Annotated in this window: 19 protein-coding genes, 1 tRNA gene, 1 rRNA gene and 1 riboswitch; of the genes, 11 read left to right on the forward strand and 10 right to left on the reverse strand. The window is 56.8% G+C overall.

Going from position 1 to position 19,797, the window contains the following annotated elements; all coding sequences use genetic code 11:
• Positions 1–25: 25 nt before the first annotated feature.
• Positions 26–445: a hydroxyisourate hydrolase gene (gene uraH, locus J2Y91_RS09360; protein WP_048914314.1), complete on the forward strand. Its 420-nt coding sequence runs from the start codon at positions 26–28 to the stop codon at positions 443–445.
• A gap of 70 nt (positions 446–515) precedes the next feature.
• On the opposite strand, the gene J2Y91_RS09365 is transcribed toward uraH, so the two are convergent.
• On the reverse strand, positions 516–704 hold the full coding sequence (locus J2Y91_RS09365) for a DUF1127 domain-containing protein (protein ID WP_133622229.1): 189 nt from the start codon (positions 702–704) through the stop codon (positions 516–518).
• Positions 705–882: 178 nt separating this feature from the next.
• Here J2Y91_RS09365 and J2Y91_RS09370 point away from each other — a divergent pair, with 178 nt between their 5' ends.
• A complete protein-coding gene (locus J2Y91_RS09370; RefSeq protein WP_048914316.1) occupies positions 883–2,355 on the forward strand; it encodes an aminotransferase-like domain-containing protein in 1,473 nt (490 codons plus the stop codon).
• 128 nt (positions 2,356–2,483) lie between these two features.
• Here the strand turns inward: J2Y91_RS09370 and thiH are convergent, their stop codons facing one another.
• From thiH to J2Y91_RS09405, 7 genes are all read right to left on the reverse strand, one after another.
• Positions 2,484–3,611: a 2-iminoacetate synthase ThiH gene (thiH, locus tag J2Y91_RS09375; RefSeq protein WP_253537938.1), complete on the reverse strand. Its 1,128-nt coding sequence runs from the start codon at positions 3,609–3,611 to the stop codon at positions 2,484–2,486.
• Positions 3,608–4,384: a thiazole synthase gene (locus J2Y91_RS09380; protein ID WP_133622226.1), complete on the reverse strand. Its 777-nt coding sequence runs from the start codon at positions 4,382–4,384 to the stop codon at positions 3,608–3,610. The genes thiH and J2Y91_RS09380 overlap by 4 nt, the downstream gene beginning before the upstream one ends.
• Position 4,385: 1 nt before the next feature.
• Positions 4,386–4,586, reverse strand: coding sequence for a sulfur carrier protein ThiS (thiS, locus tag J2Y91_RS09385; protein WP_253537940.1), 201 nt, complete (start codon positions 4,584–4,586; stop codon positions 4,386–4,388).
• Entirely contained in the window at positions 4,583–5,332 is a 750-nt protein-coding gene (locus J2Y91_RS09390) for a HesA/MoeB/ThiF family protein (protein ID WP_253537942.1), read from the reverse strand. The genes thiS and J2Y91_RS09390 overlap by 4 nt, the downstream gene beginning before the upstream one ends.
• Positions 5,325–5,969 (reverse strand): thiamine phosphate synthase, encoded by a 645-nt coding sequence (gene thiE / locus J2Y91_RS09395; RefSeq protein WP_253537946.1) that lies wholly within the window; start codon positions 5,967–5,969, stop codon positions 5,325–5,327. Before thiE ends, J2Y91_RS09390 begins: the two co-directional genes overlap by 8 nt.
• Complete coding sequence (gene thiC / locus J2Y91_RS09400; RefSeq protein ID WP_253537949.1) at positions 5,966–7,900, reverse strand: phosphomethylpyrimidine synthase ThiC; 1,935 nt, start codon at positions 7,898–7,900, stop codon at positions 5,966–5,968. Before thiC ends, thiE begins: the two co-directional genes overlap by 4 nt.
• Before the next feature lie 86 nt (positions 7,901–7,986).
• Positions 7,987–8,087: riboswitch (TPP riboswitch) on the reverse strand.
• A 138-nt stretch (positions 8,088–8,225) separates the two neighbouring features.
• Positions 8,226–8,732 carry an Rsd/AlgQ family anti-sigma factor gene (locus J2Y91_RS09405; protein WP_048914323.1) on the reverse strand — a complete coding sequence of 169 codons (507 nt, stop codon included), beginning with the start codon at positions 8,730–8,732 and terminating at the stop codon, positions 8,226–8,228.
• 72 nt (positions 8,733–8,804) lie between these two features.
• Between J2Y91_RS09405 and nudC the strand changes: the two genes are divergently transcribed.
• The 7 genes from nudC (at position 8,805) to J2Y91_RS09440 (ending at position 14,361) form a co-directional block, all read left to right on the forward strand.
• Positions 8,805–9,581 (forward strand): NAD(+) diphosphatase, encoded by a 777-nt coding sequence (gene nudC / locus J2Y91_RS09410; RefSeq protein WP_253537952.1) that lies wholly within the window; start codon positions 8,805–8,807, stop codon positions 9,579–9,581.
• A 259-nt stretch (positions 9,582–9,840) separates the two neighbouring features.
• On the forward strand, positions 9,841–10,554 hold the full coding sequence (locus tag J2Y91_RS09415) for a bactofilin family protein (RefSeq protein WP_253537955.1): 714 nt from the start codon (positions 9,841–9,843) through the stop codon (positions 10,552–10,554).
• 139 nt (positions 10,555–10,693) lie between these two features.
• The gene (gene hemE, locus J2Y91_RS09420) at positions 10,694–11,761 is read left to right on the forward strand and encodes a uroporphyrinogen decarboxylase (RefSeq protein ID WP_048914326.1); all 1,068 of its coding nucleotides are present in this window, start codon (positions 10,694–10,696) and stop codon (positions 11,759–11,761) included.
• A gap of 20 nt (positions 11,762–11,781) precedes the next feature.
• Positions 11,782–12,447, forward strand: coding sequence for a deoxyribonuclease V (gene nfi, locus J2Y91_RS09425; RefSeq protein ID WP_253537959.1), 666 nt, complete (start codon positions 11,782–11,784; stop codon positions 12,445–12,447).
• 65 nt (positions 12,448–12,512) lie between these two features.
• On the forward strand, positions 12,513–13,103 hold the full coding sequence (locus J2Y91_RS09430) for a YjaG family protein (RefSeq protein WP_048914328.1): 591 nt from the start codon (positions 12,513–12,515) through the stop codon (positions 13,101–13,103).
• A 188-nt stretch (positions 13,104–13,291) separates the two neighbouring features.
• Positions 13,292–13,564: a nucleoid-associated protein HU-alpha gene (hupA, locus tag J2Y91_RS09435; RefSeq protein ID WP_002438605.1), complete on the forward strand. Its 273-nt coding sequence runs from the start codon at positions 13,292–13,294 to the stop codon at positions 13,562–13,564.
• A 131-nt stretch (positions 13,565–13,695) separates the two neighbouring features.
• Positions 13,696–14,361, forward strand: a complete 666-nt coding sequence (locus J2Y91_RS09440; protein WP_253537962.1) for a DUF1481 domain-containing protein — start codon at positions 13,696–13,698, stop codon at positions 14,359–14,361.
• Positions 14,362–14,437: 76 nt separating this feature from the next.
• Here J2Y91_RS09440 and purD read toward each other — a convergent pair whose 3' ends face one another.
• Entirely contained in the window at positions 14,438–15,718 is a 1,281-nt protein-coding gene (purD, locus tag J2Y91_RS09445; protein WP_099755108.1) for a phosphoribosylamine--glycine ligase, read from the reverse strand.
• Between the two features lie 14 nt (positions 15,719–15,732).
• On the reverse strand, positions 15,733–17,322 hold the full coding sequence (purH, locus tag J2Y91_RS09450) for a bifunctional phosphoribosylaminoimidazolecarboxamide formyltransferase/IMP cyclohydrolase (RefSeq protein WP_048914331.1): 1,590 nt from the start codon (positions 17,320–17,322) through the stop codon (positions 15,733–15,735).
• A 622-nt stretch (positions 17,323–17,944) separates the two neighbouring features.
• Between purH and J2Y91_RS09455 the strand changes: the two genes are divergently transcribed.
• Both J2Y91_RS09455 and J2Y91_RS09460 read left to right on the forward strand, forming a co-directional pair.
• Positions 17,945–19,485: ribosomal RNA gene (locus J2Y91_RS09455) — 16S ribosomal RNA — on the forward strand.
• Between the two features lie 73 nt (positions 19,486–19,558).
• Positions 19,559–19,634 (forward strand) — tRNA-Glu (locus tag J2Y91_RS09460).
• Positions 19,635–19,797: the final 163 nt, after the last annotated feature.

Below are 19,797 nucleotides of genomic sequence, written 5' to 3' on the forward strand. Positions count from 1 at the left end.
GGGAATCTCACTATAAGGAAATCCTATGAAAGTCATGAAAGCTGTTTTGCTGGCAAGCCTTGCCGCCTGTTCATTACCGGCATTAGCCGCAGGTGAAGGCGTAAAGAATCCGCTGAGCGTGCACGTACTGAATTTGCAGACCGGCGTGCCGACGGCTGGCGTCACGGTTGAGCTGGAGCAGCAGCAGCAGCAGGGGTGGGTCAAACTGGCGTCTGGCGTAACCGATAAGAATGGCCGTATTGCTGCGCTTTACCCGGAAGGAAAAAGCATGGCAGAGGGTGATTACAAAGTGGTATTCAAAACCGGTGACTACTATAAGCAGCACAGTCAGCCCACCTTCTTCCCGGAGATCCCGGTGATCTTCCACGTGGAGAAAAGCGGTGAGCACTATCATATCCCGCTGCTGCTCAGTCAGTATGGCTACTCGACTTATCGCGGCAATTAAATAAAAAAAGGGCAACGGAGCCAGGACTGCTCCGTTGCCCGGGGTGCGAACGTTCACCCAAGCCACATCACTATAAACGTCGGACATCCTCGCAGGTCAGCCCGATATCTTTCAGCTGCGCAGCGCTCAGCCTTGATAAAATCTGTCGGGTGCAGGCGCGCAGTCGGCGTGCCTGCCAGCGTCGATAAGGCACAATAAAGATCGCTTTAATCAGTGCCCAGCTAAAAGGTTTCACTGCTCTGTTTGCTTCAAACTCCATTATTGCCTCCTCATCAATCCCGTTGTCTGACTGCTATTTTGTCTGTAATGTGATTCAGGATACAGATGCAAAAAACACATTTAATTGACATACAGAATGGGCGGAACTGGCTCTGAATGGTGATTTTCGCCGCCATCTGTACTGGTTTCTGGCAAAGTGATGGGCGAGGTAGGATACGATGACGCGTTATCAACATCTGGCAGAACTGCTGGCCCAGCGTATTGAGCAGGGGTTGTATCAGTCGGGGGAGAGGCTGCCGTCGGTGCGGGCGCTAAGTGCCGAACACGGCGTCAGTATCAGCACCGTGCAGCAGGCTTACTACCTGCTGGAAGAAAAGCAGCTGATTACCCCGCAGCCGCGTTCCGGCTACTTCGTCACGCCGCGTAAGGCAGCACCGCCGTTGCCACCCATTACCCGTCCGGTACAGCGCCCGGTAGAGATTACCCAGTGGGATACCGTGATGGAGCTGCTTAATGCGCGGCTGGATAATGACGTTCTACAGTTAGGCAGCGGCACGCCAAATATCGACCCGCCAACGCTGAAGCCCCTGTGGAAAATCATCAGCCGCCTTGGGCAGCAGCAGGATCCGCGGCTGCTGAACTATGACAACCTGTATGGCGTGGCCGAGCTGCGTGAACAGATCGCCCGCCTGATGATTGACAGTGGCTGTCAGCTGGTGGCCGATGACGTGATTATCACCACCGGCTGTCATGAAGCACTGTCGGTTTCAATCCGTGCCATCTGTCAGGCTGGCGATATTGTTGCCGTTGAATCTCCGGCGTTTCACGGCACCATGCAAACTCTGCGCGGTTTCGGGATCCGCGCCATTGAGATCCCCACCGATTCCGTCAGCGGTATCAGCCTTGAAGCGCTGGAACTGGCCTTCGAGCAGTGGCCGATCAAAGCGGTAGTGGTGGTACCCAACTGCAATAATCCGCTGGGTTTTGTCATGCCAACCGCGCGTAAACAGGCGCTGCTGTCGCTGGCGCAGCGCTTCGATATCGCGATCATCGAAGATGATGTGTATGGCGAACTGGCGTTTGACTATCCCCGGCCAATGACCATCAAGTCGCTGGATACAGATGGCCGCGTGCTGCTGTGCAGCTCCTTTTCAAAAACGCTGGCACCCGGACTGCGGGTCGGCTGGGTCGTACCGGGGCGCTATTTCGACCGCGTACTGCATATGAAATATATCAGCACCGGCTCGACCGCCACCCAGACGCAGATGGCAGTGGCGGCATTTATTCGTCAGGGCCATTACCAGCCGCATCTGCGGCGGATGCGCAGTTTTTATCAGCGTAACCTGGAGACGTTTACCCGCCGGGTGCGGCACCATTTTCCCTGCGGGATCTGCGTGACGCGCCCGCAGGGCGGTTTTCTTATCTGGGTAGAGCTGCCGGAACCCTTTGATGCCTGGCAACTCAATCAGGATCTGCGCGCTTCCGGCGTTCAGGTCGCGATTGGTTCACTGTTCTCGGCCTCCGGTAAATATCGAAACTGCCTGCGCCTCAGCTATGCCCAGGCTTTCAGTGAACAGATTGAAAAAGCGCTGGAGATACTCGGCGCAGCGGTTGAGCGGGCGATGCTAAGCTGCCTGCCGGCGATGGAGGTGAAGGAAGAGGGCAGGGTCAGCGAGAAGGAACACAGCTGACCCTGGCGGGCGGCGTGAAGGCTGCCCACGCCGCCACTATAGCGTCCATCGCTCGGGTTAAAAGGCCGTGAATTCAAGGTTGCGTAACGTCTTCACGGCTTTTCAACGCGGTTGCAGCGGGCGACATTTTATTGCGTGGCGCGCCCCAAATATCCATCCCAGTCTTTCCAGACCGGCTGTAGCCCGGCACGCACCAGCGCTTCGGCCACCTGCTGCGCAGTGCGCGCATCATGCGGGGCGAACTGCTCCAGCTCCGGTCGGTTATCGGCGTAGCCGCCCGGTTGCGTTTTTGAAAAGGCGCTGACGCTGTTGATCGCCAGCGGCACCACGCTGTCGCGAAACTGCGGGGATTCCCGCGTCGACAGCGAAAGCTCCACCTCCGGTGCGAACAGGCGGAACGCGCAAATCACCTGCACCAGCTGCGCTTCATCCATCATCGACGCCGGTTCAATGCCGCCCGCGCACGGGCGCAGCCGCGGGAAGGAGATAGAGTAGCGCGTCTGCCAGTAGTGCTGCTGTAGCCACAGCAGATGCTCCGCCAGCATAAAGCAGTCGGTGCGCCAGCTGTCCGACAGCCCAATCAGCGCGCCGAGGCCGATCTTGTCGATCCCCGCCCTGCCTAAACGATCCTGAGTCTCCAGCCGGTAGAAAAAGTCCTGTTTGTTACCCTTAAGATGATGCTGACTATAAACCGCCGGGTGGTAGGTTTCCTGATATACCAGTACCCCGTCAAGGCCCAGCGTTTTCAGCTCGGCATAGTCAGGCTCGTCCAGCGGTTGCACCTCCATCATCAGTGAACTGAAGCGCTGACGAATGGCGGGAAAGTGCTGGCGGAAATAGTCCATGCCGACTTTGGTCTGATGCTCGCCGGTGACCAGCAGCAGGTGATCGAAGCCCATGGCGCGGATCGCCTCGCACTCGCGGGCGATCTCTTCCCCGTTCAGCGTCTTGCGCTTGATGCGGTTGCTCATCGAGAAGCCGCAGTAGGTGCAGTCATTGGCGCACAGATTAGAGAGATAGAGCGGAACATAGAAGCTGACGGTGTTGCCAAAACGCTGGCGCGTCAGGCGCTGGGCCTTCTGCGCCATCGGCTCAATATAGGCGGCAGCAGCGGGGGAGAGCAGCGCCATCAGGTCTTCGCGGTTCATTTTGGCCGCGTTCAGAGCGCGTTCGACATCGGCGGCTTTTTTGCCGTTGATGCGCATGCGGATATCGTCCCAGTCGAGGGTTTCCCACTGCGATATAAAACTTTTCATGCGCCTGCTCCGGCTGAGAGAAACGCGGTCAGCGGGCTGCTGGCCACCGCCTGCGCCGCGATGCCGCCCAGGCCACTGCGCCGCGCCAGATCACCGGCTTCTACCGCCAGCTTAAAGGCGCGCGCCATCTGCACCGGATCTTGTGCGACCGCAATGGCGGTATTCACCAGCACGGCATCCGCCCCCAGTTCCAGCGCTTCGCTGGCGTGGCTCGGCGCGCCAATTCCGGCATCAATCACCACTGGCACACTGGCCTGTTCAATGATGATGGCCAGGAAATCACGGCTTTTCAGCCCCATATTGCTACCAATCGGCGCGCCGAGCGGCATCACTGCCGCACAGCCCACCTCTTCGAGCCGCTTGCAGAGTACCGGGTCGGCACCGCAGTAGGGCAGCACCACAAAACCCTCTTTAACCAGCTGTTCCGCGGCCTTTAGCGTTTCAATCGGGTCCGGCAGCAGGTAGCGCACGTCGGGGTGGATCTCGAGCTTCAGCCAGTGTGTGCCCAGCGCCTCACGCGCCAGGCGGGCGGCAAAAATGGCCTCTTCAGCGGTTTTTGCCCCGGAGGTGTTCGGTAAAAGCTGCACACCGAGCTGCTGCAACGGCAGCAGAATGCCGTCATCGCCGCCGCGCAGGTCTATCCGCTTCATTGCCATCGTAACCAGCTGCGAGCCGGAAGCGCGGATCGCTTCCAGCATCAGCGCCGGGCTGGCAAACTTTCCGGTGCCGGTGAACAGGCGTGATGAGAACGTTTTATCTGCGATCTGTAACATATTAACCTCCGGCGATGGCCTGAAAAATAACCAGTTCATCGCCCTCCTGTAAGCGGACGAGCGGCCAGCGTTCGCGTGGCACGATAGCCTGATTCAGCGCCAGCGCGGTGCCGGGCTGGTGGCGCTGCAGCTGTTGCAGCAGGTCGTTCAGCGTTTCATCGCCACCCAGCGTCACGCTTTCATCATTGACAATCACCTTCATGCTGCGACCCCGCATACCGGGCAGCCAGAGCTGCGCGTCAGTGAGAGGGTGCGCCAGGTCTGCTGGCGGCCATCAAACAGGCGCAGCTTGCCGTCGAGCGGTGAGGCTTCCCCGGCCAGCATCTTCAGGGCTTCCAGCGCCTGTAGCGTGCCGATGGTGCCAACCACCGGGCCAAGCACCCCAGCGGTGCGGCAGTTGCGCTGCGGTTCGCTGTCATCCGGCCACAGGCAGCGGTAGCAACCGTGGGCAAACGGCGGCGTCAGGACCAGCAGTTGACCGCCAAAGCCAACCGCGCTGCCGCTGATCAGCGGCGTATTGCTGGCAATACAGGCGGCATTCACCGCATGGCGGGTTGGCATGTTGTCGCTGCAGTCGAGCACCAGATCAACGCTGCTCATTAGCGCCGCCAGCGAGTCGGCATCCAGCCGCTGGCTGAGGGCAATCGCCTCTATCTGCGGATTCAGCGCCAGCAGGTGATTTTTCGCCAGCTCCGCCTTTGGCTGCCCGGTTTCGCTGCTGCGGTAGAGGATCTGGCGCTGCAGGTTACTTATGTGCAGCTGGTCATCATCGGCCAGTAGCAGCTTGCCGACGCCTGCTGCCGCCAGATAGAGTGCGGCGGGAGCACCCAGCCCGCCGAGACCGACAATCAGCACGCTGGCTGCCTGGAGCTTCTCTTGGGCATCCAGCCCAAACTCTTCCAGCAGCAGCTGGCGGCTATAGCGCAAAAAATCCTGGTCGCTAAGCATGAGGCGCCCCCTCAGGTTCCGCGAGGTCGAGCAGCTGGCGCGTGGCGTCACGCCAGTCGGCGGCCTGGGTGATTGCGCTAACGACGGCAATACTGCCGACGCCGGTCGCCAGCACCTGAGGCGCACGCGCCAGGCTGATCCCGCCGATCGCCACCGTGGAAATACCGCGCAGCCGCTGAATATGGCGCGTCAGCTCTTCCAGCCCCTGCGGATTGGACGGCATCTCCTTGGTCTGCGTTGGGAAGACGTGGCCCAGCGCGATATAGGAAGGGCGCTCGGCCAGCGCCCGATCCAGCTCGCTATCATCGTGGGTGGAGAGGCCCAGCCGCAGCCCTGCAGCATGAATGGCATCCAGGTCGGCGACATCAAGATCTTCCTGCCCGAGGTGCACGCCATACGCCTGATATTTGATCGCCAGCCGCCAGTAATCGTTAATAAACAGCCGCGCCTGGTAGCGCTTGCCGAGGGCGATCGCTTCGGCAATCTGCTGTTCTACGGCTTCATCCGCACGGTCTTTAATGCGCAGCTGGATAGTGCGAACGCCCGCCTCCAGCAGGCGCGCAATCCATTCCACGGTATCGACAACCGGGTAAAGGCCCAGGCGGGCTGCGGTTGCGGGAAAGGCTTCACGGCTCATATTTTTTCCTCTGATTTCAGGGCATCGGCGCGGTGGTACAGCTCAGCGCCACGGTGGCGAAACTCTTCTGACATCTGCGCCATACCGACTTCGATCGGCTGCGCTTCAGCCTGCTGGCGTGCGGCGTATTCGCGTACTTCTTGGGTGATTTTCATCGAACAGAATTTTGGCCCGCACATTGAGCAGAAGTGTGCGACCTTACCGGATTCCTGCGGCAGGGTTTCATCGTGGTAGCTGCGTGCGGTATGCGGATCGAGCGCGAGGTTAAACTGATCTTCCCAGCGGAATTCGAAGCGCGCTTTGGACATGGCGTTATCGCGGATCTGCGCGCCGGGATGGCCCTTAGCGAGATCGGCGGCGTGCGCGGCGATTTTGTAGGTGATTAACCCCTGTTTGACATCTTCCTTGTTTGGCAGGCCGAGGTGCTCTTTTGGCGTGACGTAGCAGAGCATCGCGCAGCCAAACCAGCCGATCATCGCGGCACCAATGCCGGAGGTGAAGTGGTCATAACCGGGGGCAATATCGGTGGTCAGCGGGCCGAGCGTGTAGAACGGCGCTTCGTGGCAGTGCTCCAGCTGTTCGATCATATTGACGCGGATCATCTGCATCGGGACATGACCTGGCCCTTCGATCATCACCTGTACGTCATACTCCCAGGCAATTTTGGTCAGTTCCCCGAGCGTGCGCAGCTCTGCAAACTGTGCTTCATCGTTGGCATCCTGAATTGAGCCGGGGCGCAGACCATCCCCGAGCGACAGCGAGACATCGTAGGCCGCGCAGATCTCGCAGATTTCACGAAAATGCTGATACAGAAAACTTTCCTGATGATGTGACAGGCACCACTTCGCCATAATCGAACCGCCGCGTGACACAATGCCGGTCAGGCGTTTGGCGGTCATTGGAACGTAGCGCAGCAGCACGCCAGCATGAATGGTGAAGTAGTCGACGCCCTGTTCCGCCTGCTCCAGCAGGGTATCGCGGAAAATTTCCCAGTTGAGATCTTCCGCCACGCCGTTAACTTTCTCCAGCGCCTGATAGATGGGGACGGTACCAATCGGCAGCGGGCTGTTACGCAGGATCCACTCGCGGGTCTCGTGAATGTAGCGCCCGGTGGAGAGGTCCATCACCGTATCTGCCCCCCAGCGCGCCGACCACACCAGTTTTTCTACCTCCTCTTCGATAGAGGAGCTGAGCGCCGAGTTGCCGATATTGGCGTTAATTTTCACCAGGAAATTGCGCCCGATAATCATCGGCTCCGATTCCGGATGGTTAATATTCGCCGGGATGATTGCCCGACCGCTGGCCACCTCCTGGCGCACAAATTCGGCGCTGATATCCTGCGGCAGCTGCGCGCCAAAGCTGTGACCCGGATGCTGTTGGCGCAGCACCTCGCTACGAATGCGCTCGCGGCCCATGTTTTCACGGATGGCGATAAACTCCATTTCCGGGGTAATGATCCCCCGCCGTGCATAGTGCATCTGCGTGACGCAGCGCCCCTTTAGCGCCCGACGCGGGCGTGGAAGGTGATCAAACCGCAGGTGATCCAGCCCCTCATCGGCCAGGCGCTGCTGGGTCCAGGCGGAGCTAAGCTCTGTGACCTCCTGAGAATCGCCACGCTCGGCAATCCAGTTCAGGCGCAGCTTGCTGAGCCCGGCACGCACATCCACCGTAGCCTGCGGGTCGCCGTATGGCCCGGCGGTGTCGTAGACCGGAATCGGCTCGTTGGCTTCGAGTTCAGGGTTATCCTTACTGCCGCCTGACACTGTCGGGCTGAGCTGGATCGCGCGCATCGGCACGCGGATATCGGCACGGGAGCCGGTCAGATAAATACGTTCAGAGTTAGGGAAAGCAGTGCCCTGCAGCGAGTCAATAAACTGCTGTGCGGCGGCGCGTTGTTCACGACGATGGGTTTTTTTAGTAGCAATAGACATAGCAAGTTCCTGTTTCATCGGGAAGTTTGCTTGCCTGGAGGCGGGAGTAATAAGAACGATACGGAAATACGCATCCGTAGCGTAATAACAGATTTACTCTTGTTCCCTTCGCAGGTACTAACCTGATCAGGTTCCGCGGATCCCGAATTAACGGTCTCAGCCCCGTAGGGCACTCCGACAAGATATCGATTGGTTTTCTGGTTACTACGCCAGAATTACCAATCTCGAATTGACAATACGCAGGGGCGAGGCATGCCTCGCCCTAACCCCTCAAGCATAAAGGGGCTTTTTGCAAACTACAAGAGGATCACATTCTGATAACGTTTCAGGCAGGGCGTGCAAGGGAAGATTGATTGGCAGCAGGTTGAATATCAGAGCCTTTTTCTAAAGCCAGTTTGATGAATTTATCCTCCAGCGTAAATCGCGCCTCCAGGGCTTCACCAACGGTAGAGAGGGCTTGCTGAAATTCCAGGCAGTTATCATGGTCGATAGCCGTTTCCAGATACGAGTCATAAACCTTCATGATCTGTTCGGTATTCGCCTGGAGTGATGGGTAGATCAGCGCGGCTTTTGCCAGCTGCTCGGTCCCATCCATCTCTTGAATAAAACGTTCATAAACGGTGAAATGCCCGGTGGAGAGGTAATCCACAAGGTTCTGGCAAAAGGTATCCAGCGCATTTTCATCAAGCGTAGTCATCGATTCCTTGTTAGGCTTGATGCCAACCATCTGGTAATACGCGACCAGCAACTGCTTACGCGCGTGCAGACAAAAATCGACCAGTTCACTGCAACCGCCGACGCGCGCGGTGAGATTTTCTAACTGGTTAAGCATGTTCAACTCCGTGAGTGTTATTTTTAACGTCTGACCTCAATCCAGTTTAAAACTGAGGATGATGAAAAATTTATGGAACGTGAAATTTTAAGCGTAGACGCTGGCTGGTGGATTGTCAGCCAGGAACACAAAATTTGGTTACCAAAAGGCGAATTACCGTACGGTGGGGCCGTTGAACGGGACCTTGTGGGATCGACAGGATCGATAATTGGTGAGTGGCAGGGTGAACCGGTATGGCTGATCCGTGCCACCCGACCGCAGGAGATGGGATCGTTACGTCAGCTGCTGGAGCAGGAGAGTGGCCTGTTCCAACTCGTCGGGCGCGGTATTCAGCTGGCGGAGTTTTACCGCTCGCACCGCTGGTGCGGCTACTGCGGCCATGAAATGCACCACAGCAAAACAGAGTGGGCCTGCCTGTGCAGCCACTGTCGCCAACGCTACTATCCGCAGATTGCGCCGTGCATCATCGTGGCAATCCGCCGTGGCGAAGAGATCCTGCTGGCGCAACATACCCGCCATCGTAACGGCATCTATACCGTGCTGGCCGGATTTGTCGAAGTGGGGGAAACCCTGGAGCAGACCGTGGCGCGTGAAGTGATGGAAGAGAGCGGGATCAAAGTGAAAAACCTGCGCTATGTCTCCTCCCAGCCCTGGCCGTTCCCGCAGTCGCTGATGATGGCGTTTATGGCCGACTACGACAGCGGGGAGATAGTCATCGACCCGAAAGAGCTGCTCGACGCGGGCTGGTATCGCTTTGATGCGCTGCCACAGCTGCCGCCGGCAGGTACCGTGGCACGCCGCCTGATCGAAGATACCGTCGCCCTGTGCCGGGCAGAAGCAGAATCCTGATCGCCCCGTTGCTTTATTTCTGCAATAAATTCAAATATTATCGGGCTCAAGGATGAGCCTGCAAATAAATAAGAAAAATCTATAATTAAAAGCGGTTAAACAATACCGCCTCACGTTATTGGAGTTTTTTATTTTTGTTGGTTTATTTTTTCCAGAAAGGACGTGAATTGTGACGCGGCGATTATTCCGCTGAAGATTAACACGTGCCGGGAGCATAAGGATGATGTGTGGGAAAACAGACTGTATTATCAGGTCAGACATGAAAAAAAATTGGCCGCTGTGGGGGATTTGGATCTTCTGGGGATGTGCGATCGTCGCCTTTGCGCTGTCTCAGAAAAGAATCATGTACCTCCTGGCTATCGCCGCAGGACTCTGTATTTTATTTTTATTTATCTTATCTTTGCACAAAAAAAGGATGGTTGCTCACGTGCTTAATTTCTCCAAAAAAGACCGCGATGCAGGCGTAGGTAAAAATGCTCCTGCCCTGAATACTGAACCCGCCAAAGCCGCTACTAGTGAACGTCATGACGACCTGATGATTAAAGAAACGACTATTTCACTCGGCTCGGTATTGCGGGGGGAAATAACCAATGAAAATAATATTACGGTTAATGGTACGGTCGAAGGAAACATTACCAGCCAGAAAATCACGCAGATTGGTAAAGAGGGAAGCGTTGTCGGCACGGTGAAATCCGCAAAGCTCGTCATTAACGGTTTACTTAAGGGGAGCTGCCACGCGGGAAGCGTCACTATTATGTCCCGTGGCCGGGTAGAGGGGGAGATCTACACGAACGAGCTGGCTATTGAAAAAGGGGGGGCCTTTATTGGTATGTCTCATCAGGTTGAAGATGAGATGGCACTAGCCAATAAGAGAGAGAAAAGGCCGACTGAGGCCAGCCATAAAGCCCCTGCTGCGCTGGCTGCCGTTGAAGATAATCCTCTGAGCTCCCAGGCGTTAACCCTCACAAAGTAAGCTCGACCCTTTGGCTGCACCAGGATTGCACGACTACAGTAGGGGGGAGGCTCTCTTTGCGGTGCATTTTACTGCGCAGCCTCACGGTCAATTCCAGTAAATGTTACACTACAGGCATGACTGGAGAGAGAGCCTTAAGATGAGCGAATTGAAGAACGATCGTTACCTGCGCGCCCTGCTGCGCCAGCCGGTTGATGTGACCCCGGTGTGGATGATGCGCCAGGCCGGCCGTTATTTGCCGGAATATAAAGCCACGCGTGCCGTGGCCGGTGACTTTATGTCGCTGTGCAAAAATGCCGAACTGGCCTGCGAAGTCACGCTGCAGCCCCTGCGCCGCTACGCGCTGGATGCGGCGATCCTGTTCTCCGATATCCTGACGATCCCCGATGCGATGGGCCTGGGGCTGTATTTCGAAGCGGGCGAAGGTCCACGCTTCTCTAACCCGATTACCTGCCGTGCCGACGTAGAAAAGCTGCCCATTCCCGATCCTGAGCAGGAGCTGGGTTACGTAATGAACGCGGTGCGCACCATTCGTAAAAACCTCAACGGCGAAGTGCCGCTGATCGGTTTCTCCGGTAGCCCGTGGACGCTGGCGACCTATATGGTTGAAGGCGGCAGTAGTAAGGCTTTCACCAAGCTGAAAAAGATGATGTACGCCGAACCCGAAACCCTGCATCTGATGCTGGATAAGCTGGCGGACAGCGTCACCCAGTATCTCAATGCGCAGATCCGTGCCGGTGCACAGTCGGTGATGATTTTTGACACCTGGGGCGGCGTGCTGACCGGGCGCGATTATCTGGAGTTCTCACTTCACTACATGCACAAAATCGTCGATGGTCTGCTGCACGAGAACGAAGGCCGGCGCGTGCCGGTAACGCTGTTCACCAAAGGGGGGGGACAGTGGCTGGAAGCCATGGCAGCGACAGGGTGTGATGCGCTGGGTCTTGACTGGACCACCGACATTGCCGATGCACGTCGCCGCGTAGGCCATAAAGTGGCGCTGCAGGGCAATATGGACCCCTCCATGCTTTACGCATCGCCAGCACGTATCGAACAGGAAGTGGCGGGTATTCTTGAAGGCTTTGGCGAGGGTACCGGCCATGTCTTCAATCTGGGCCACGGCATTCATCAGGATGTTCCACCCGAAAACGCAGGTGTGTTTGTTGAAGCGGTGCATAAGCTTTCGCGCCCTTACCACCTCGGGTAAATCAGCCAGGGGGAGGAACTATGGATATCGCAGCACTACGTGACCAGCAGCAGCAATGCGCCGCTGAGGTGATTGTCCGGGATGATTTTGACGTGATGCCGCCGCGCCTGATTGGCGGGGCAGATGTCGGATTTGAACAGGGCGGTGAAGTGACGCGTGCCGCGCTGACGATCCTCGAATATCCCTCAATGCAGGTCATTGAGCATCGGGTGGCGCGTATTGCCACTACCATGCCCTATATTCCCGGCTTCCTCTCCTTCCGTGAAATGCCCGCACTACAGGCCGCCTGGCAGCTGCTGGAGCACCATCCTGACCTGCTGCTGGTGGACGGTCACGGCATTGCCCATCCGCGCCGCCTCGGCGTTGCCAGCCATTTTGGCCTGCTGGTGGATGTCCCCACCATCGGCGTGGCGAAAAAGCGCCTGTGCGGGAAGTTTACACCGCCCGGTGCTGCGCCAGGCAGCGTGGAACCCCTGATTGATAAAGAGCAGCAGCTTGGCTGGGTGCTGCGCAGTAAGCTGCGCTGTAATCCGCTGTTTATCTCTCCCGCGCATCGCGTCAGTCAGGCCACTGCGCTGCAGTGGGTGCAGAACTGCCTGCGCGGTTATCGCCTGCCGGAACCCACGCGCTGGGCGGACGCTATCGCCTCCCGGCGCCCGGCATTCAGCAAACTCTCCGCAGATTAGCATTCGTGCTGCCCAGTGGCTTTTCAGGTACACTGCGGCAAGCGCATTAATTCTGAGATCCCGATATGTTACGTAACCCGATTCATCTGCGGCTGGAAAAACTCGAAAGCTGGCAGCACGTTACTTTTATGGCCTGCCTGTGCGAACGTATGGCGCCCAACTACCGCGAGTTTTGTCAGCAAACCGGCTTTGGTGATGGCCAGCTCTATCGTCGTATTCTTGATCTGCTGTGGGAAACCCTGGTGGTAAAAGACGCCAAGGTTAACTTCGACAGCCAGCTGGAAAAACTGGAAGAGGCGATCCCCTCTGCCGATGATTACGATCTGTACGGTGTTTACCCGGCAATCGATGCCTGCGTGGCGCTGAGCGAACTGCTGCATTCTCGCCTCAGTGGTGAAACCTTCACCCACGCAGTTGCGGTCAGCGAGACCTCCATCACTACCGTCGCAATGCTGGAAATGACCCAGGCCGGCCGTGAAATGACCGAAGAAGAGCTAAAAGAGAATCCCGCCGTCGAAGAGGAATGGGACATCCAGTGGGAGATATTCCGCCTGCTCGCCGCCTGTGAGGAGCGGGACCTGGAACTGATAAAAGGACTGCGATCTGACCTGCGCGAATCCGGAATCAGTAATATCGGTATAAATTTTCAGCAGTAAGGCGACAAAACGTGACCTCAGGCCCGATTTGTCGCGCCTTTGGGCTTCACATTCGCCCCCAGTCTGGTCTACATTTGGGGGGCTGAAAAATGTGGCTATCGGTGCGTGTATGCAGGAGAGTGCCAGAATCTGGTTTTTCCCTCGCACTCGGTGCTTAGCAAGCGATAAATACACTGTAAGGATAACTTATGAACAAGACTCAACTGATTGATGTAATTGCGGACAAAGCGGACCTGTCTAAGACCCAGGCTAAAGCTGCTCTGGAATCCACCCTGGCTGCGATTACTGAGTCTCTGAAAGAAGGTGATGCTGTACAACTGGTTGGTTTTGGTACCTTTAAAGTTAACCACCGTGCTGAGCGTACTGGCCGCAACCCGCAGACTGGCAAAGAGATCAAAATTGCTGCTGCAAACGTACCGGCATTTGTATCTGGTAAAGCACTGAAAGACGCTGTTAAGTAATCGTCTAACGGTGAAGAGTTTAAACAGGGGGGCGGATTCGCCCCTTTTGTTTATCCTCATTTCAGCCTTCACTGTGTTTTCCCCTGCTGAAGCCTCTTTGCTGGCGCCAGGGTTGTGATACTCTTTTCGTCATGAAACTCTCCCTTTGCAAACGCACCCTCTCTTTCGCCATGCTGCTGCTGTTAGCAGGCTGCAGTTCGCACTCCGATCTTCCCGACTTTACCGCCAGCGGCTATCTTGCCGATCGCGGTGCGGTGCGCATCTGGCGTAAAAATCACGACCAGCAGGTCGCCCATCTGATGACGGTGTATACGCCCTTCAGTGGTGGGGCGGTGGAAACCAGCGACTACCTGTGGCAGCAGGGCAAGCTTGTCTCGGTGGAGCGCCACATCATTGGCGCAGCACCGGATGACGTGATGTTGCGCTTTGATCTTGAAGGCAGGCTGAGCTTTATGCAGCGCCAGCTCTCCGGGCGGCGTGAGGCGCTCTCCGCTGATGCGGTGGCGCTGTATCAGTTTGATGCCCAGCGGATGCTGAAAGTCAGCGATGACCTGCTGGCAGGGCGCGTGCTGCTGCGTCAGGGCAGCTGGCAGCCGGATGGTACGATTAAGACCTGCCAGGGCGCGCAGGCTCGCCCTGAGTTTACCCGTATTGAGCTGGGTTATATCGCCCGCCAGCAGCGTGACAAACCCGGAGCGGTGAGCGTAGCCTGGCTGGAAGCACCGGGCGGCACGCAGCTGTTGCAGGTCGCCAGCGATGACTTCTGCAGCAGTGAGCCGAAGGATGAGAGTTTTTAAGCATGAAAAAGGGGCGGATTAACCCTCCGCCCCTCAGGCTACCTGGCAGCAGGCGACAGCTTATCGCCCGCTGTTACTATTTACGATTAATCGCGCGATAGCCGATATCTTTACGGTAGAAGCTGCCATTCCAGGAGATTGGCTGCGCCAGCTGATAAGCACGCTTCTGTGCAGCGGCCACATCTTCACCCAGGGCGGTCACGCACAGCACGCGCCCACCGTTGGTCACCACCAGGTCGTCCTGCAGCGTTGTCCCGGCGTGGAACACCTTGCCATCCGCTACTTCTTCCAGCGGCAGACCGTGGATCTGCTCACCGTTGACGTAATCGCCTGGATACCCGCCAGCCGCCAGTACCACACCCAGTGAAGGGCGTGGATCCCAGACGGAGTCTTTCTCGTTCAGCTTGCCGTCAACGGCAGCCAGGCAGAGATCGACCAGATCCGACTGCAGGCGCAGCATGATCGGCTGCGTTTCTGGATCGCCAAAGCGGCAGTTAAACTCGATGACCTTCGGCTGGCCGCTCTTGTCGATCATCAGACCGGCGTACAAGAATCCGGTGTAGACGTTGCCTTCGCCCGCCATGCCGCGCACGGTTGGCCAGATCACTTCGTCCATCACCTTCTGGTGGATCTCGTCGGTTACCACCGGAGCCGGGGAGTAAGCTCCCATGCCGCCAGTGTTCGGGCCGGTATCACCATCGCCAACGCGTTTGTGATCCTGGCTGGTGGCCATCGGTAAGACGTTCTCACCATCAACCATTACGATAAAGCTGGCTTCTTCGCCATCGAGGAACTCTTCCACCACGATGCGGTGACCTGCGTCGCCAAAGGCGTTACCAGCCAGCATATCCTGAATGGCGTCTTCCGCTTCCTGCAGCGTCATCGCGACGATCACGCCTTTACCTGCCGCCAGCCCGTCGGCCTTAATGACGATCGGCGCGCCTTTCTCGCGCACGTAAGCCAGTGCAGGCTCAACGTCCGTGAAGTTCTGGTATTCGGCCGTCGGGATCTTGTGGCGTGCGAGGAAGTCTTTGGTGAACGCCTTCGAGCCTTCCAGCTGCGCAGCGGCCTGAGTGGGTCCAAAGATCTTGAGACCCGCAGCGCGGAAAGCATCAACGACGCCAATCACCAGCGGCGCTTCCGGGCCAACGATGGTCAGGTCGATTTTCTCTTTCTGCGCAAAGCTCAGCAGGCCCTGAATATCGGTTGGGCTGATAGCCACGTTCTGCAACGCGGGTTCCAGCGCAGTACCGGCATTGCCCGGCGCTACAAACACGGTCTCAGCCAGCGGGGACTGAGCGGCTTTCCAGGCCAGCGCGTGTTCACGGCCGCCATTACCAATCACTAAAATTTTCATCTGAGGCTCCGTAATTAATGGCGGAAGTGGCGCATGTCGGTGAAGATCATTGCGATGCCGTGCTCATCCGCGGCGGCAATCACTTCATCATCACGGATCGAACCACCCGGCTGGATCACACAGGTAATACCCACGGCCGCAGCGGCATCAATACCGTCGCGGAACGGGAAGAAAGCGTCTGACGCCATCGCAGAACCTTTCACTTCCAGGCCTTCATCGGCGGCTTTAATGCCGGCGATTTTCGCGGAGTAAACGCGGCTCATCTGACCGGCACCAATACCAATTGTCACATTGTCGCGTGCGTAGACGATGGCATTCGACTTCACGAACTTCGCCACTTTCCAGCAGAACAGCGCATCACGCAGCTCCTGCTCGGACGGCTGACGTTTGCTGACCACGCGCAGCTGGCTCTCATTCACCATGCCGAGGTCACGATCCTGCACCAGCAGGCCACCGTTAACGCGTTTGAAATCGAGCGCGCTCTGGCGCTGCTGCCACTGACCACAGGTCAGCACGCGCACGTTCTGTTTGGCAGCGGTCACTTTCAACGCTGCTTCAGTGGCCGCAGGCGCGATGATCACTTCCACGAACTGGCGGCTGATGATCGCCTGCGCGGTGGCTTCGTCCAGCTCGCGGTTAAAGGCAATGATGCCGCCGAAAGCAGAGGTCGGGTCGGTTTTGTACGCGCGCTCGTAAGCATCGAGAATGGAAGCGCCAACGGCGACACCGCACGGGTTAGCGTGCTTGACGATCACGCAGGCTGGCTGGTCGAACTCTTTCACGCACTCCAGCGCCGCATCAGTATCGGCAATGTTGTTGTAAGAGAGCGCTTTGCCCTGCACCTGCTGTGCCGTTGCCACCGAAGCTTCAGCAACATTCTCTTCTATATAGAAGGCAGCATCCTGATGGCTGTTCTCGCCGTAGCGCATATCCTGCTTCTTGATGAAGTTCAGGTTGAGGGTACGTGGGAAGCGGCCGGATGGCGCGGTAGTTTCGCCGTGGTAAGCCGGCACCAGGCTACCGAAGTAGTTGGCAATCATGCTGTCGTAGGCGGCAGTGTGTTCGAAGGCTTTAATCGCCAGGTCGAAGCGGGTTTCAAGCGTCAGCGAGTTGTCGTTGGCATCCAGCTCCGCAATGATGGCCTGGTAGTCACTGCTCTTCACCACGATCGCCACGTCTTTGTGGTTCTTCGCCGCAGAGCGCACCATGGTCGGGCCGCCGATATCAATGTTCTCAACGGCGTCTGCCAGCGAGCAGCCTTCCCGCGCCACGGTCTGGGCAAACGGATAGAGGTTAACGACAACAATATCAATAGGGGAGATGCCGTGCTCAGCCATGATGGCATCATCCTGGTCGCGGCGCCCCAGGATGCCACCATGCACTTTCGGGTGCAGCGTTTTGACGCGTCCATCCATCATTTCCGGGAAACCGGTGTAGTCAGACACTTCAGTGACGGGCAGGCCAGCCTCTGCCAGCAGGCGTGCAGTACCGCCAGTGGACAGCAGCTCGACGCCACGTTGGGAAAGCGCCTGAGCGAATTCGAGGATACCGGCTTTATCAGACACGCTGAGCAGCGCGCGGCGTAGAGGACGACGTTGTTGCATGAGGTTTATCCCTTGGGCTTTGGATCGCATATAAAGAGCGTTATATGAGGCTTAGCGATCTCTTTCTATATATAGAAGAGAAATAAGTCTCAGGTAACGCCCCTGAGGGGGCTTCCGTTTGCGCGGGGCATTGTAGCGAAAACGATTGCGCGATGCTCGTCAAAATTACGCTGTTGCGACGAATGTGGATAAGTTTGTGTATAAGCAGGTATAAAGCAGGCTTTTGCTGGGGATTGCAGCAAACAGTCAAATTATCGCAAATTAGCCCTTGTCACTCGTCAGGATCTCCCTATAATGCGCAACCACTGAGACGGCACAACGGCTTACCGGCCAGCGGCTCAGGAGGTTCAGGAAGTATCTGAACCGCCGGAAAAACTTCTCAAAAAGAAGTTGACTCCGAAGGAGGAAAGCGTAATATACGCCACCTCGCGACAGGAAGCCTCGGCACTGCTCGCAACGCTCTTTAACAATTTATCAGACAATCTGTGTGGGCACTCGCAGGATTGATATCAACGTCTCCGGACGTAAAAAATATCAAGCCTCACGAGTGAACACATAATGAAATTCATTATGACGTTTTACAGATGAGCACCGCTGAACTTGTTTCAGCAAATCGAACTTTTAATTGAAGAGTTTGATCATGGCTCAGATTGAACGCTGGCGGCAGGCCTAACACATGCAAGTCGAACGGTAGCACAGAGAGCTTGCTCTTGGGTGACGAGTGGCGGACGGGTGAGTAATGTCTGGGAAACTGCCCGATGGAGGGGGATAACTACTGGAAACGGTAGCTAATACCGCATAACGTCTTCGGACCAAAGTGGGGGACCTTCGGGCCTCACACCATCGGATGTGCCCAGATGGGATTAGCTAGTAGGTGGGGTAACGGCTCACCTAGGCGACGATCCCTAGCTGGTCTGAGAGGATGACCAGCCACACTGGAACTGAGACACGGTCCAGACTCCTACGGGAGGCAGCAGTGGGGAATATTGCACAATGGGCGCAAGCCTGATGCAGCCATGCCGCGTGTATGAAGAAGGCCTTCGGGTTGTAAAGTACTTTCAGTGGGGAGGAAGGCGATGAAGTTAATAGCTTCGTCGATTGACGTTACCCGCAGAAGAAGCACCGGCTAACTCCGTGCCAGCAGCCGCGGTAATACGGAGGGTGCAAGCGTTAATCGGAATTACTGGGCGTAAAGCGCACGCAGGCGGTCTGTCAAGTCGGATGTGAAATCCCCGGGCTCAACCTGGGAACTGCATTCGAAACTGGCAGGCTAGAGTCTTGTAGAGGGGGGTAGAATTCCAGGTGTAGCGGTGAAATGCGTAGAGATCTGGAGGAATACCGGTGGCGAAGGCGGCCCCCTGGACAAAGACTGACGCTCAGGTGCGAAAGCGTGGGGAGCAAACAGGATTAGATACCCTGGTAGTCCACGCCGTAAACGATGTCGACTTGGAGGTTGTGCCCTTGAGGCGTGGCTTCCGGAGCTAACGCGTTAAGTCGACCGCCTGGGGAGTACGGCCGCAAGGTTAAAACTCAAATGAATTGACGGGGGCCCGCACAAGCGGTGGAGCATGTGGTTTAATTCGATGCAACGCGAAGAACCTTACCTGGCCTTGACATCCACGGAATTTGGCAGAGATGCCTTAGTGCCTTCGGGAACCGTGAGACAGGTGCTGCATGGCTGTCGTCAGCTCGTGTTGTGAAATGTTGGGTTAAGTCCCGCAACGAGCGCAACCCTTATCCTTTGTTGCCAGCGAGTAATGTCGGGAACTCAAAGGAGACTGCCGGTGATAAACCGGAGGAAGGTGGGGATGACGTCAAGTCATCATGGCCCTTACGGCCAGGGCTACACACGTGCTACAATGGCGCATACAAAGAGAAGCGACCTCGCGAGAGCAAGCGGACCTCATAAAGTGCGTCGTAGTCCGGATCGGAGTCTGCAACTCGACTCCGTGAAGTCGGAATCGCTAGTAATCGTAGATCAGAATGCTACGGTGAATACGTTCCCGGGCCTTGTACACACCGCCCGTCACACCATGGGAGTGGGTTGCAAAAGAAGTAGGTAGCTTAACCTTCGGGAGGGCGCTTACCACTTTGTGATTCATGACTGGGGTGAAGTCGTAACAAGGTAACCGTAGGGGAACCTGCGGTTGGATCACCTCCTTACCTGAAGATACCTTCCCGCGTAGTGCTCACACAGATTGTCTGATGAACGTAACGAGCAAAATGTAGTATCAGAGTCCCCATCGTCTAGAGGCCCAGGACACTGCCCTTTCACGGCTGTAACAGGGGTTCGAATCCCCTTGGGGACGCCATACCGGTAACGAAGTGAAAGTCGTTATCACCGTATCTCAAAACTGACTTTTTGGAGTCACGTTTGAGATATTTGCTCTTTAACAATCCGGAACAAGCTGAAAATTGAAACGACGCGTCGTATTCATTCTCCGTAATAAGAATGAAGTTAACGATGCGTTCGAG

This window comes from Erwinia aphidicola (assembly GCF_024169515.1).
Lineage (GTDB): Bacteria > Pseudomonadota > Gammaproteobacteria > Enterobacterales > Enterobacteriaceae > Erwinia > Erwinia aphidicola.